Source organism: Nocardia macrotermitis, from assembly GCF_009604405.1.
In the GTDB taxonomy this organism is placed as follows: domain Bacteria; phylum Actinomycetota; class Actinomycetes; order Mycobacteriales; family Mycobacteriaceae; genus Nocardia; species Nocardia macrotermitis.
In genome coordinates this window covers 71726-85730 of the sequence record NZ_WEGK01000014.1, presented here as the reverse complement: position 1 = coordinate 85730, position 14005 = coordinate 71726, and the positions used below count along the sequence as shown (strand labels likewise).

The window sequence follows — 14005 nt, the reverse complement described above, 5'->3', positions numbered from 1 at the left end:
CGGCCTCGGTCGTCATCGGATCACCCCGTGGTTCACGGCGGGGAGGTGACAGTGAGCGTGTTGCCCGTCGTACATGACAACTTCCTTCGATAGTTCGGTCGAATTGATCGGATGGCGCGTCTCGAGCTCGAATCCCCTTCCCCCGCAGGCGAAGAGCCGTCAATGGATGCCGAGGTAATCCTCGAGAGTGTCCGGGTTCGCCGTCAGCAGCGGTTCGCGCACCGGTTCGTCCGGGAACTCGCTGGCCTCGAAGAACCAGCGCCGCGAGGCGGGCATCCCCCACAGTTGCGCACGTCGGGGATCGGTGACGTCCCAGCGGATCGGCGGGGTCTCCAGATCGATGAACTGGTAGTGCGTATTGAACAGCTCGACCCGGTGTTGGTCCGGATCACGCAGGTACAGGAACAGGGCGTTGCTGATTCCGTGCCGCCCCGGACCCCGGTCGATCTCATTGCCGAACCCCAGTGCCCCAACGACATCCGCCGCATGGATCAGCGAGGTGGCGTCGGGCACGGCGAAGGCGAAGTGGTGCAGTCGCGGACCCCGGCCGTTGGTGAACACCAGATCGTGAGTATTGCCCTTGATCTCCATCCACGAGCCCCACAGCTCGTCGGTGCCGTCCTCGGCGGTGTACTCCGACATCCGCATCCCCAGCCCGGTCCAGAAGTCGGTGGCCTTCCGCACGTCATAGGTGACCACCTGGAAGTGGTCGATACGTTGCGGCGCACCGGATTTGAACTCGTCGTAGCGCTGCATCCGGCGCGGCGCCACCGCCATCTCGGAGGTGAGTTCCATGAGCGTGCCGACCGGATCGCGGAATTGCAGGGTCGCTCCCTGGTACGCGCGTTCGACCCGCTGATGCTCGATATTGTTGTCCGAGAAGAACTTCTCGGCGAGCCGGATGTCGTCGTCCGACCGCACCCGCAGCCCCACGCGACGCGCCTGAGCGGTATCGGACTGCTCCAGGACCAGACTGTGATGCGCGGCTTCTTCCAGACCACGCATGTAGACGGTGTCGTCGGTCTCCTCGGTGACGACCAGCCCGACGGCATCGCGATAGAAATCCCGGCTCTTCGCCAGATCCGTGACGGCCATGGTGACATGGCTCGCCCGAGTGATCCGAAACGCCGGATCATGATTGGTGACAGGTAGCATGATACTCCAAAACTGTTGCAGGACAGTCGATATTCGCCCGGTTCAATCGGACTTCGACGCCCACTCGGCGAGATAGGCGCGCCCGTAGTCGTTGCCGTTGGGCAGCCGGAAGGTGCTGTGCACGTGGAACCGGGCCGGCAGCCGATTGGTCAGCCACACCCCCGCGTGGTGATCGAGTTCGGCCAGGAAGACCGGACTCTGGATGCGCAGGTAGGTCGGCTGGGTGCCGTCGGTCGCGCCGTACCAGCTGAACCAGGTCTCGTCCAGGTGCGCGTCGAACTCGGCCATGGTGAGCGCGCGTTGCGCGTCCTGGAGCAGCAGGAAGTCCTCGGCCATGGCGCGCAACAACTTTCGCTGCCCGTCGTCGAGTTCACCGGCCGGGATGCCCTCGTACGGCACCACGCGATTGTCCCGGAACGCCCCCGCGACGTGTCGTTCGTCCGCCGGATGCAGCCGCCCCTCGGGCATCGCCGGATCCAGGACCGACTGATAGACAACGGCTTTCGCGCGCTGCTCGGGTGTCAACGAGGACGCGAGCTCGATCGCGAGCCGCTCGCGTGCCTCGAAGATCGGCGGACGCACCCCGTCCGAGACCGCGGGTTCGGCCCCGATGAACACCGGCGCGGCCACGTGCCGCCCGCCCACCGAGACGAAATTGACCGCGACGTGATGTCCGAACAGCTGCCACCCCCACGCCCCGCCGACCTCGGGCGTGCCGTACAGCGCCGCCCAGTAACTCCGGTCGTTCATGATCTTCGGCAGATCCACGAGTTCACCGAGAAACCCGTTGAGCGCCATGGCTTCCCGGACGCGCTCGTACCCCTGCACACTCAGCGAAGCCCGGACCAGCGCCAGGAAAGACTCCGAGACCGCCGCGTCCAGATCCTCGAGCCGCAGACCGACCCGATGGAAGACGAACTCCGGATTGCTCCAGGCCCGGAATTCGTTGTCCCCCACCGCATAGGTGAACTTCTCGCGTTCCTCAGGGCCGAGCAGTGCGAGCATTTTCTCCGCCGCCGCGACCGCTTCGGCATCGTCGGTAGCGGGCGCGGGCGGGAGGGAGTAGAGCCCCTCCCGGACCACCCCGTCGGAGGTGACGCCGACGAACGGCTCGGCGAGCAGTTCGTCCCAGCCACTGAGCAGATCCCGCAGGAAATCCGCGGACAGATATCGGTCCGTCGCGAATTCCTCGTAGGTCATCCCACGGAACCGGGCGATGTGCGGATCGTCGTGGTCGAACAGATACTCCCTGTATCCCCCGGCCGGAAGTTCCACTGCCGCTTCACGTCCCGCCGTGCGCGCGGTCGAGAAGAAACCATCGATGTCCGCGTCGTCCCGCGGTATGTCCTGACTCATCGCCCTCTGCCTCATTGCTGGGTCCGTACGTGATGGCTGCCTAGATCGGCAGGTTGAACATCTGCTTGGCGTTGCCGTACATGATCTGATCGCGCTGCTCGGCGGAGATCTCGACCTCGTTCTGCATGAAGTTGACGCCCTGGCTCATCCAGCCGTAGAACACCGGGAACGAGGAGCCGAACATGTAGTGGTCCGCGCCGTGCACCTTGATCGCGCACTCGATCTGATCCTTGCCCCAGGAGTGCGGGTGGGTCAGGTCGAAGAAGATGTTGCGCTCCATGAAGTTCTGAATCTCCTTGCCGCCGGTGGAATCCAGCCGCTCCAGCGACTCCTTCTTGTTCGACACGTGCGGGGTCAGCAGCGCCTGGTTGGCGAACCAGTTGCCGCCGAGCATGGTGTGCACGAACCGCAGGCCGGGCATCCGGTCGAACATGCCGCTGAACAGTTCGCGACCGACAGCGGTGGCCTGGTCGACGATGCGGCCGAATTCGCGGCGCAGGTTGGTGTACTCGATCACCGAGCGCCACTCCACCGGCAGCGGCGTGTGGTGCACGATGACCGGGATGTTCAGCTTCTCGATGACCTTCAGGTAGGGCTCGAATACCGGATCGTCCAGGTAGAGCTGGCCGTAGTGACAGGCCAGCTGCACCCCGACCGCGCCCAGATCCCCGACGCAGCGCTCGAGTTCGTAGACGTTCTCCTTACCGCCCCACGGCGGCACGCACGCGGTCATGAACAACCGCCCCTCCGAGCGCTTGGTGATCTCGAAGGCGTTGTCGTTCACGGCTTTACACGTCTCGAGGCCCAGCCACTCCTGCCACACCGGCACGCGCATGATGCCGTAGTCGACGCCCGCGTCGTTCATCACGGCCAGTTTGGCCTCGGCCGAATAGTCGCCCTCGACGTAGTTGAGGTTCTGATGCCCGGCGGGCTTCTCGAGGATCATGTGCTTCTTGCCCGTGTCCATGGTCTCCACGCGGGCGATCTCGCCGAAGCCGCGCGGAACGCTGTTCAGGAAGCCGTTCAGCATCGCCTCGTTGGTGAACAGGTCCTCGGGCAGGTGGTGGATGTTGATGTCGACGACGGTCATGCAGGTCTCTCCCGGTCTGCTATAAAGATACTGTTTTCGAAATCATACACACTTTTCGAAGCGTGACAACGCTCACCCGATCAACACCCAGCAGAACGAGGACACGATGACCGAGATCGCCATCATCGGAGCCGGCCCGGCCGGTCTAGCAGCGGCACTTCGCTTGCACCAGAAGGGTTTCCAGCCGCGCATCTACGAGACGGTGCCCGAGTTGAAGCCGCTGGGCGTCGGCATCGACGTCAAGGTCTACGGCACCGCGGAGTTCGAGGAACTCGATCTGCTCGAGGAGTTCCGCGCCATCTCGGTCGACGCGAAGGAGTCGATCTTCTACAACAAGTACGGCCAGGAGATCTACGCCGAACTGTGCGGCGTGCACATGGGCTACCTGCACGAACAGCGTTTCGTGCACCGTGGCGTGTTGCAGATGCTGATGTACCGGACCGTGCTGGAGCGGCTCGGCGCGGACTCGGTGGTCCTGGGCGCGCGCACGCTGGGGTATCGGCAGCAGGACGACAAGGTCACCCTGGATATCGAGTACGGCGACGGCTCGACCGGGCAGATCGTCGCCGATGTGGTCATCGCCGCGGACGGCATCAAATCGGTGGTGCGCCGTCAGATGCATCCCGAGAGCGCGGAGCCGGTGTACTCGGGCATCACCATGTGGCGCGGCACCACGCTGATGGACCCGTTCGCCACGGGCGGCACCATCCTGCACATCGGCGCACCGCAGATCTCCAGCATGATCGTCTACCCGATCGCCGACAACTGGCAGGACTCCGGAAAGACGCTGGTCAACTGGGTGGTCGAGGCCACCCGCGACGAATCGATCGAGGACTGGAACCAGCTCGGCACGATCGAGGAGATCCTGCCGTACTACGACAACACCGAGATCCCGTTCCTGGACGTGCAGGAAATGCTGCGCAATGCGGGCGAGGTCTACCTGTTCCCGCTGATCCGGCACGAACCGCTGGAGAGCTGGGTCGACGGGCGGGTCGTGCTGATCGGCGACGCCGCGCACGCGATGTATCCGCGCGGCGGGAACGGCGCGTGCCAGTCGATCGTCGACGGGTCCGCGCTGGCGGAGAAGCTCGCCACGATCGAGGATCCGCACGAGGCGCTGGTCGCGTTCGAGGCGCAGCGGCTGGCGATGGTGAACGGGATCGTGCTGTCGCATCGCGGTGAGGGGTACGAGGTCATCCGGCGGATGGTCGAGGAGCGCACGAACGGTGAGCGGTTCACCGATATCGAGGAGGTGCTGCCGCTGGCCGAGGCCGACGAGATCTTCAGCAAGTACCACGCTCTGGTGGGTCAGCCGCGTCCGGGTCACGACGCCGGGGACGCCACGGGATTCCGCACCCAGTACGCGCAGCAGGCCGCGCGATGAGCGAATCGGACGGCACGCCAGTGACTTTCGCCGATGAGCGGACCCGGCAGGAGATCTTCGCCGTCGAAAAGCGGCGGCACGAGACGTTGATGGCCGCGGACACCGCGGGGCTCGGCGAGCTGATGGACGACTCGCTGGTGCACATCCACGCGCCCGGTCTCACGCACAGCAAGGCGCAACTGCTCGAGCACGTCGAGAAGCGCCAGGCGTACATCGAGATGCGCCGAGAGCAGTTGCGGCTCAGGCTGATCGGCACGGACGTGGCGATCCTGACCGGGCGGCTGATCAATCACCTGCGCACGCCCGAGGGCGGTGACCGCATCGTCGCCGGGGCGTGCACCCAGGTGCTGCGACGGCGCGCGGACGGGGCGTGGGTCTTCCTCAACTTCCAGCTGACCCCCGACGGCGAACACCTGTGGCCCGCACTGGAATCGGAACTGGTCGAGGACACCGCGGGCGACACCATCGACACCCGCGCGGAGAACGGAGCCGAGAACGCATGAGAATCGCACGATATCGCCTCGGCGACAACACATCCCGGCTCGGGCGCGTGGACGGCGACAAGCTCACCGACATCTCCGACGTGCCCGGTGTCGGGACCTCGCTGCGAGCGATCCTGCCCCGGCTGGACGAGTTGAAGGACGCGATCCTGGCCGCCGAGGGGCCGAGCCACGCACTGTCCGACGTGGTGCTCGAGGCCCCGATCGACAACCCGCAGAAATATCTCGGTATCGGCATGAACTACAAGGCCCATGCCGAGGAGGCCCGCCAGGCCGGGATTCCGATTCCGACCAGCCAGATGTGGTTCAACAAGCAGACCTCCTGCATCGTCGGTCCCTACGACGAGATCGTGAAACCCGGGATCTCCGATGAGCTGGACTACGAGATCGAACTGGCCGTGGTGATCGGGCGGCGGTGTCGGCACGTTGCCGTCGAGGACGCCCGGTCGGTGATCGCGGGATACCTCGTGGCGAACGACGTTTCGGTGCGCGATTGGCTGCACAAGCGTTCTCCCACATTCACTCTCGGCAAATCCTTCGATACGCACGGGCCGCTGGGACCGTGGCTGACCACCGACGACGAGATCGCCGATCCGCTGAATCTGCACATGACCCTGACCGTCAACGGCCGGATCCGCCAGGACTGGGCGACCGACGACATGATCTACGACATCTACGAGCAGATCGCGTATCTCACCCAGGTCATGACGCTCATGCCCGGTGATGTCCTGGCCACCGGCACACCGTCCGGAATCGGCGCTCCCACAGGCGATTTCCTGGTGCCGGGCGATGTGGTGCGGGCCGAGATCGACGGCCTGGGCGTCATCGAGAACCGGGTGATCGCGGAATGAGTCGGCGGGTCAGCGTGAATCCGCCCGGGTTCGCACACACCAACCCGATTCCGGTCGGCAGCCGCATCGGCCCGTTCCTCGCGTCGGGCGTGCTCACCGGACGCGACCCGGTCACCGGTGAGCTGCCGGACAGCCTGGATCGCCAGTGCGCCAACGTTTTCGAGCACGTGCGCGCACTGCTGGGCGCGGCCGGGGGTACCACGGACGACATCCTGAAGATGACGTTCCGGCTGGTGGATTACCGCGATCGGGAGGCGCTGAACCGGGAATGGCTGGCCATGTTCCCGGACCCCGCGACCCGGCCCGCGCGTCAAGCCGTCGCCGCGCAACTCGACGGCGGCAGCCTGATCCACTGCGATCTACTGGCCGTTCTCGACGAGTCCGCCGCAGGGTGAGACCGGAACACGTGGGCGCCCACCGCCCGGCAGTCGCGGTGCGCGCCCATTCCCCCACTACGCCAATAGAATTCGAGGAGTATCCATGAGCTCGAGTGAAGCCGAGCTGCTCGCCGAGGTTCCCGAGGGATTGTTGATCGCGGGCGCCTGGCGTCCGGCGAACTCCGGCGCTCGGTTCGCGGTGCACGATCCCGCGACCGGGGCACGGATCAAACAGGTCGTCGACGCGGATGTCGCGGACGGGCGTGCCGCGCTCGACGCCGCGTGCGACGCGTTCCCGGGATGGGCGGCCACCGCACCGCGTGCCCGTGCCGAAATCCTGCGCCGCGCTTTCGAACTCGTGCGAGAACGTGCCGAAGATCTCGCATTGCTGATGACCCTCGAGATGGGCAAACCGCTCGCCGAGGCCCGGGGTGAGGTCACCTACGGCGGTGAATTCCTGCGCTGGTTCGGCGAGGAGGCGGCCCGGATCACCGGACGTTACGGCAGCACGCCGGAGAACTCCGGGCGGATGATCATCACTCGGCATCCGGTCGGGCCGTGCTACCTGATCACCCCGTGGAACTTCCCGCTCGCCATGGCGACCCGAAAGATCGCCCCCGCCTTGGCCGCCGGATGCACGGTGGTGCTCAAACCCTCCGAACTCACTCCCCTGACCACCCTGTTGCTGGCCCAGATCCTCAGGGACGCAGGACTTCCCGACGGCGTGCTGAACGTCGTCACCACGACCTCCGCCGGACCGGTCTCCACCGCCATCCTCACCGATCCGCGACTGCGCAAGCTCTCCTTCACCGGCTCCACGCCGGTCGGCAAGCTGCTGCTGGCGCAGGCGGCCGGCAATGTCCTGCGCACATCGATGGAACTCGGCGGCAACGCCCCGTTCCTGGTCTTCGCGGACGCCGACCTGGACCGCGCGGTCGACGGCGCGATCGCCGCCAAGTTCCGCAATATCGGCCAGGCGTGCACGGCGGCCAACAGATTCCTCGTACACCGCGACGTGGTGGAGGAATTCACCCGCCGCGTCACCGACCGCGTGCGCACCTTCACCATGGGTCGCGGCACCGAGGACGGCGTCACCATCGGCCCCCTGATCGACGACCGCGCGGTCCGCAAGGCCGACGACCTGGTCGGCGACGCGGTGACCCGCGGAGCGACGGTCCTGATCGGCGGCAATGCCGTCGAAGGCCCCGGATCCTTCTTCCCCGCAACGGTTCTCGGCAATGTCCCCGCCGACAGCCGAATCCTCCGGGAGGAGATCTTCGGCCCCGTCCTGGCCATCGTCCCCTTCGACACCGAGGACCAGGCCGTCCACCTCGCCAACGCCACCGAATACGGCCTGGTCTCCTACGTCTACACCGAAAACCTCACCCGCGCACAACGTCTCATCGAACGCCTCGAAACGGGCATGACCGGCCTCAACGTCGGCGTGGTCTCCAACGCCGCGGCCCCCTTCGGCGGCTGGAAACAATCCGGCCTGGGTCGCGAAGGCGGCCCGGAAGGTATCGAGGAGTACCTCCACACCAAATACACCATGACCCCCGACCCCTTCGCGTAGTCGAGGACTCGGATCAGCCCCACGCGCCAGCAGATCAGCGCATATTCCTGTGTGAATTCACAGGGCGCATACGCCGGACACCATGAGAACAACGCTCTACCTTTCGAAGAGTATTGTTACCAACCCGCGTGGGAGGGCCGATGGCCACCTTGCCCAACACTCCGGAATCGGACGATATCGAGCAGCCCGATACCGGCCGCCTCGCCGACGACGCCTCACGCTGGCGGATCCTCGCCATCGTGGTCGCCATGGTGCTGCTGTCCGAAGTCACCACCTTCCAGCTGACGATGGTCGGCTCGGCCCTACAGAAGATCACCAAGACGTTCTCCGACGTCGGGGCCGACATCAACTGGGCGGTGATCCTGCCGGGCATTGTCGGCGCGGCGACCACGCCGATCCTGGGCAAGCTCAGCGATATGTGGGGCAAGAAGCGGATCTTCCTGCTGTGCGGGGTGTTCTTCCTGGTCGGCAGCCTGCTCGACGCGATCACCAGCAACTGGTGGGTGTTCCTGATCGGCCGCGGATTGCAGGCGTTCACCGTCGCGATGACCGTGATCACCTACGGCCTGGTCCGGGATCTGTTGCCGCGCAAGCACATTCCGATCAGCCTGGGCGTGGTGGCCAGCGGCGTCGGATTCTCCGCGGTGCTGGGTCCGGTCGTGGCCGGACTGCTGGTCGACAACTTCGACTGGCGCGCGATGTTCTGGTTCCTGGCGATCTACGTGGTGGCCGCGATGGCGGTGATGGCCGTGGTGGTTCCGGAGAGCAAACTCCGTGTGCGCCAACGCATCCAGCCCTTCGGCATTCTCGCGCTCTCGGCCGGCACCATGCTGATCCTGATCTACGTCGACAAGGGTCAGGAGTGGAAGTGGGGGCATCCGGCCACACTGGCCTGGCTGATCGGCGGCCTGCTGCTCGTGGCCGCCTTCGTGCTGATCGAATTCCGTTCCAGCGCACCGATCATGGATGTTCGCCTGCTGCTGAGCCCGAAGGTCGCGCTCACCCTGCTGCTGATGCTGTTCGGCGTCGGCGTGCTCGCGGTGATGCCGACCGCCACCGGCTACATGACCCAGACGCCGAGTCCGGACGGCCTGAAGGAGTCCGTGGTGCAAGGCGTTGTGGCACAGGCACATCAGATGACCGGGGTCACGCTGCCCGCGTCGCTGGTGCACGTGGGTCTCGATCCCGGATACCACTACGGCAGCGGTTTCAGCCTGCTGGCCTACGCCCTGCACATCGGCATCACGACCGGCATCGTGGCCATGATCGTCGGCCCGATCAGCGGACTGCTGGCGCGGCGGATCGGGGTCCGGTTCCACGCGATCGTCGCCTGCGTGATCACCGCGGTGTGCGCGGCCGGTTTCGCCCTGGCCATCCCGCACTACTCGTGGCAGATCTTCGCGATCCTGGCCGGGGTCTTCGGCATCGGATTCGCGCTGTTCTACACCGCGGGCTCGGTCCTGATCGTCGACGCCCTGCCCGAGGAACAGCAGGGCATCGGCTCGGGCATGCTGGGCGTCACGATGGGTCTGGGCTCGGCCATCGGCACCGCGATCCTGGCCGCGTTCCAGGCCGCGCATCCGCTGCAAGCGCACATCGACGTGATGGGGCATTCGGTCACCCAGCCCATCCCCCAGGTGTTCGCCGACCGCGCCTACGTGCTGACCTTCTGGTTCATGGCCGCACTGGTCCTGGTCGCCCTGGTCATCGCGCTGGTGATGCGGCACGGACGTAAGCCGAGTACGGCGGGAATCATCACCGCGTAGTCACCGCCGAAGGTGCGGGCCGGGTACCGATCGGTACCCGGCCCGCACCTTCGAATTTCGTTTCACACCAGCGTGTTTCGCGCCGCGAGCATCAGATGATCGAACCCACATCGTGCCGGACCAGATTGTCCAGGGCCCGTTCGGCGACCGCCGCGATGGTCATGGACGGATTACACGCCGCGCAGTTGCCCGGAATCAACGCACCGTCCAGCACGTAGAGACCGCGCTGCCCGTGCACCCGCCCGTCCAGATCGCAGACCGTGCCCATCGGCGCGCCGCCCAGCGGATGCCAGGTGGAGGGCATGATCGCATTGGTGTCGGTGAGCACGCTCGCCGGGCCCGCGACCTTGCGGACCAGCGGCCCGATGTAGCCGTTCTGCGCGTCGGCGTCACCCTCCTTCGCCCACTCGAGCACCGCCTCGCCCCGGCCGGAGTCGTAGACGAAACGGCCGCGGGCATTGCTGACGCCGTAGCCGACCAGCATCGTGGTGCGCGCGTCCAGGCCCATCGGGGGAATCGACGCCTGGATCACCGTCGCGGCGGTAGCGGGATTCTCCCAGTTCAGGCTGCCGTAGACGACCGGGCCGCCCTGCGGATAGCCGATATCGGCGTCCAGGCAGGTCCAGGTGTAGATGCGGTCGCCGTTGGTGCCCCAGCCGCCGCCGAGCCCGTCGGGCAGGTCCGGGATGCGGCCGGTGGCGGCGGCGCGTACGAGCAGCCGGGTGGTGTTCAGGCTGCCCGCGGCCATGACCAGTGTCGGGGTGGTGAGGATCTTGTTCTCCAGCACCTTGCCCGAGTCGTCGGTCCGGTCCACGTGCACGATCCAGCGGCCGTCCTTGGCACGCTCGATCTCGGTGACGTGATGCAGTGAGGCGACCGTGGCCCTGCCCGTCGCCATCGCCGCGGCCAGATAGGTGACATCGACCGAATGCTTGCCGCCGTTGTTCACTCCCAGCGCGCCGTCGCCGTTGGTGTACGACGGTTTCATCCGGCCGCGGATCTCGTCCAGGGCGTAGTTCCAGTCGATCGGCATCGGGATCTTCGACACCGGCAGCCCGGCCCGGCGTGCATGTTCGGCGAACACGCGCACGGCCGTGTAGTTGCGGGTCTTGATCAATTCGTCAGGGGCGACGGCGATCTGGAGCATCTTCGCCACTCGCGGGTAGTGGACCCGATGCATGGTGTCCCAGTCCAATTGCGCCGGAAGCTGGCTCTCGAACGCCGCTTTCGCCGGTTCGAGGGTCATGCCCTGATACACCAGCGATCCGCCGCCGACCCCGGCCGCGCACAACGCGGTCATATTCGGGCTGGTCACCGTCTCGAGCAGACCCGCGTACGGATCGAAACCGACCGTCTTGCCGAACAATCGGGGCGCGGACCCGTACCAGAGCATGCGTTTGTCGGGCGAGGTCGCGTGCGGGAAGGTCTCCGAGTTCGGCCCGGTCGGCCACCAGCGTCCGCGTTCGAGCACCAGCACCGGCACACCGGCCTGCGCCAGCCGCAACGCGGTGACACCGCCGCCGAAGCCGGACCCGATCACGATCACCCGATGGTCCTCGCGCACGATCCGCGCCCGGCCCACCGCCGCACCGATCCCGCCCACGGCGTTCGCCGATCCCGTTCCCGCACCGGCTATCCCCGCCGCCACCGCACCACCGAGTAGCGCGCGACGGGTGATGACAGACATCGATCGACCTCCAAATACGCAGGAAATGCACTCGGCATCGAATTCACCGCGCGGAACAACGACCTGCGAAACGTCACGACTCGGCGAAGTCGACCTGCATCGACGTGGTTGTATGAGGAATACGAATTCCCTCGGACTGCGGAATGCACGTTAACGTCGGGACCGGCCGGGCTCAATCCGCGCACCGGATATCCGGGGAACCAACAGGCCCGGCGTCGGAAAACCTGACTCCGCCCACAACAATCGCGGCACCGCGCATCGGCGGTCCGCGACTCGGTTACCGCCCCCGCGCGCCTTCCTCTATTCTCGTTCCGTGAGTTCCTTCGACGCTGTGCTGGCCGATTCGGCGGATCGCGGTGCATACAGCGCGGCGCAGGCTCGAACCATCGCCGCGGCGGTCGAATTGTTCAGCCAGCACGGCGTCAGCGGCACCTCGCTGCAGATGATCGCCGACGCGGTCGGGGTGACCAAGGCCGCCATCTATTTCCAGTTCCGCACGAAGTTCGACATCGTGCTCGGGGTGGCCACCACAGAACTGGCCTGGCTCGCGGCCGCGGTGGACGAGGCCGAGGCCGAACAGTGCGATGTCACCGCCCGTGAGATGCTGCTGAGCCGGATGATCGACCTCACGATCGAGCGTCGCGGCATGGTCGGGATGTTGCAGACCGATCCGGTCATCGTCGAGTTCCTGGCGGACTACGAGCCGTTCCACCGGGTCATGGAGCGACTGTTCGCGGTGCTCGAGACGGGCGATTCGGCCGGGACGATGGAGGTGCCGGCCGCGATGCTGATGGCGGCCATCAGCGGCGCCGCCGCGCATCCGCTGGTCGCGAATTTCGACAACGCAACTCTGCGTTCTCATTTGATGCATCTGGCACAACGGTTGTTCAGATTGCCCGGATGATTCCGGGCGAGAAATAAAATTCCGCGACCTCCCGGAATACGGGCACACATTCCGCAAACAACACTAGTTGATCGGCTAGGTGCGGTTACCGAGAGCGGCCATACAGCACCGGCCGGACGAGACAGTGACCGGCACTCGAACGGGCCTTGTCCCCGGCTTGCCGTTAGGCTAGCCTCTGACTAGCTGATCGGCTAGGTCACGGTTTCGACGTACGACGCTTCTCGATATTCCGACCTCCCATCGCTCACAACTCGACGACGAGACGCGGAGGCAGAAATGAACTCAGGTGGTTCGATGTCCCTCGCTCTCACACCACTTCCCGCTGATTCCGACCACCTGGGCACACGCACCCGCCGGGCGCTGATCGATGCCATCTCGCGCGGCACGATCACCGCTCGCACCGTCCCCGAGGCCGAGGCAGCCGCCATCGAATGGGCGCAGGCGGGAATCCCACTGGAGATCGTGCACAAACAGCTGACCGACGGCGTCGTGCACGCATGCCGCCTGAATTCCTGCGCCACAACCGATTCCGGACTCCCCGACACGGTCGTGGAAACCCTGACCACGGTGCTGGCGACGATATCGACCGCGTATCTGACCGAACTCGGCGACCGACAGTCCCCGCGACAGCGCCTGATCTCCGCACTGCTCGACGGCCGGGACACCACCGGACTGTCCCGCGAGTGCGGTATCGCGGTCGCACGGTCCTACGCGGCGGTGGCGGTGGCGTTTCCGCTGCGTCGCGGGCGTGGCCCGCTGCGTCCCGACGCAAGGACCAAGGTCACCCTCGAACTCGAACGCCGGACCGGGCGCACCGCACTGGCCCGGCTGTCGGATCAGGGCGGCACCCTGTTGATCCCCGCGCCCGTCGAGGATGCGGTACTGGACCGCCTGCTCACCCGGCTGTCCGCGGCGGCCGGAGTCGGCCTCACCGCGGCCACCACCGCCGCGACCCCCGACACGATCGCCGGCGCGGTCCGCCACGCGCACGAATTACTCGATCTGGCACTGGTTTTCGGCCGCATCGGCAAGTTGTACCGGCTCGCGGATCTGGCCGTGGAATACCAGCTGACCCGTCCGGGCCCGGCCCGCGACCAGCTCGCCGCGGTGCTCGCCCCGATCGAGCACGCCCCGCACCTGATGCAGACCCTGCGCCTGCACCTGCCCGGTGTCCTGAGCCGCCAGGCGATCGCGCACCGGCTCAACATCCACGTCAACACCGTCGACTATCGGCTCAAGCGCGTCGCGGCGCTCACCGGATTCGATCCGCTGATCCCGTCGGGTCAGTGGACACTGTGGTCCGCGGTGATCGCCCGCAGCCGCGCCGGCTTGCTCAGCGCCACCGGGTGAACGACCTCGCCG

At 66.2% G+C, this 14005-nt stretch carries 12 protein-coding genes; 8 read left to right on the top strand and 4 right to left on the bottom strand.

Annotation, left to right across the window (positions count from 1 at the left end; translation table 11 throughout):
* Positions 1–159: 159 nt before the first annotated feature.
* From hpaD to NRB20_RS28090, 3 genes are read right to left on the bottom strand one after another with little or no spacing between them, the layout of a single operon-like run.
* The gene (hpaD, locus tag NRB20_RS28100) at positions 160–1155 is read right to left on the bottom strand and encodes a 3,4-dihydroxyphenylacetate 2,3-dioxygenase (protein ID WP_153414307.1); all 996 of its coding nucleotides are present in this window, start codon (positions 1153–1155) and stop codon (positions 160–162) included.
* Between the two features lie 42 nt (positions 1156–1197).
* Positions 1198–2511, bottom strand: coding sequence for a DUF3500 domain-containing protein (locus tag NRB20_RS28095; protein ID WP_153414305.1), 1314 nt, complete (start codon positions 2509–2511; stop codon positions 1198–1200).
* A gap of 40 nt (positions 2512–2551) precedes the next feature.
* Positions 2552–3601 carry an amidohydrolase family protein gene (locus NRB20_RS28090; RefSeq protein ID WP_153414304.1) on the bottom strand — a complete coding sequence of 350 codons (1050 nt, stop codon included), beginning with the start codon at positions 3599–3601 and terminating at the stop codon, positions 2552–2554.
* 106 nt (positions 3602–3707) lie between these two features.
* Here NRB20_RS28090 and NRB20_RS28085 point away from each other — a divergent pair, with 106 nt between their 5' ends.
* From NRB20_RS28085 to NRB20_RS28060, 6 genes are all read left to right on the top strand, one after another.
* Entirely contained in the window at positions 3708–4985 is a 1278-nt protein-coding gene (locus NRB20_RS28085) for an FAD-dependent monooxygenase (protein WP_153414302.1), read from the top strand.
* Positions 4982–5488 carry a nuclear transport factor 2 family protein gene (locus NRB20_RS28080; RefSeq protein WP_153414300.1) on the top strand — a complete coding sequence of 169 codons (507 nt, stop codon included), beginning with the start codon at positions 4982–4984 and terminating at the stop codon, positions 5486–5488. Before NRB20_RS28085 ends, NRB20_RS28080 begins: the two co-directional genes overlap by 4 nt.
* Positions 5485–6336: a fumarylacetoacetate hydrolase family protein gene (locus tag NRB20_RS28075; RefSeq protein WP_153414298.1), complete on the top strand. Its 852-nt coding sequence runs from the start codon at positions 5485–5487 to the stop codon at positions 6334–6336. Before NRB20_RS28080 ends, NRB20_RS28075 begins: the two co-directional genes overlap by 4 nt.
* Entirely contained in the window at positions 6333–6731 is a 399-nt protein-coding gene (locus NRB20_RS28070; RefSeq protein WP_153414296.1) for a RidA family protein, read from the top strand. The genes NRB20_RS28075 and NRB20_RS28070 overlap by 4 nt, the downstream gene beginning before the upstream one ends.
* Positions 6732–6816: 85 nt before the next feature.
* Positions 6817–8286: an NAD-dependent succinate-semialdehyde dehydrogenase gene (locus NRB20_RS28065; protein ID WP_153414295.1), complete on the top strand. Its 1470-nt coding sequence runs from the start codon at positions 6817–6819 to the stop codon at positions 8284–8286.
* 140 nt (positions 8287–8426) lie between these two features.
* The gene (locus tag NRB20_RS28060; protein ID WP_153414293.1) at positions 8427–10052 is read left to right on the top strand and encodes an MFS transporter; all 1626 of its coding nucleotides are present in this window, start codon (positions 8427–8429) and stop codon (positions 10050–10052) included.
* 91 nt (positions 10053–10143) lie between these two features.
* Here NRB20_RS28060 and NRB20_RS28055 read toward each other — a convergent pair whose 3' ends face one another.
* On the bottom strand, positions 10144–11739 hold the full coding sequence (locus tag NRB20_RS28055) for a GMC oxidoreductase (RefSeq protein WP_153414291.1): 1596 nt from the start codon (positions 11737–11739) through the stop codon (positions 10144–10146).
* Between the two features lie 313 nt (positions 11740–12052).
* On the opposite strand from NRB20_RS28055, the gene NRB20_RS28050 reads away from it, so the two are divergent.
* Positions 12053–12643 (top strand): TetR/AcrR family transcriptional regulator, encoded by a 591-nt coding sequence (locus NRB20_RS28050; RefSeq protein WP_319945496.1) that lies wholly within the window; start codon positions 12053–12055, stop codon positions 12641–12643.
* A 294-nt stretch (positions 12644–12937) separates the two neighbouring features.
* Positions 12938–13993, top strand: coding sequence for a PucR family transcriptional regulator (locus NRB20_RS28045; protein ID WP_194290035.1), 1056 nt, complete (start codon positions 12938–12940; stop codon positions 13991–13993).
* Positions 13994–14005: the final 12 nt, after the last annotated feature.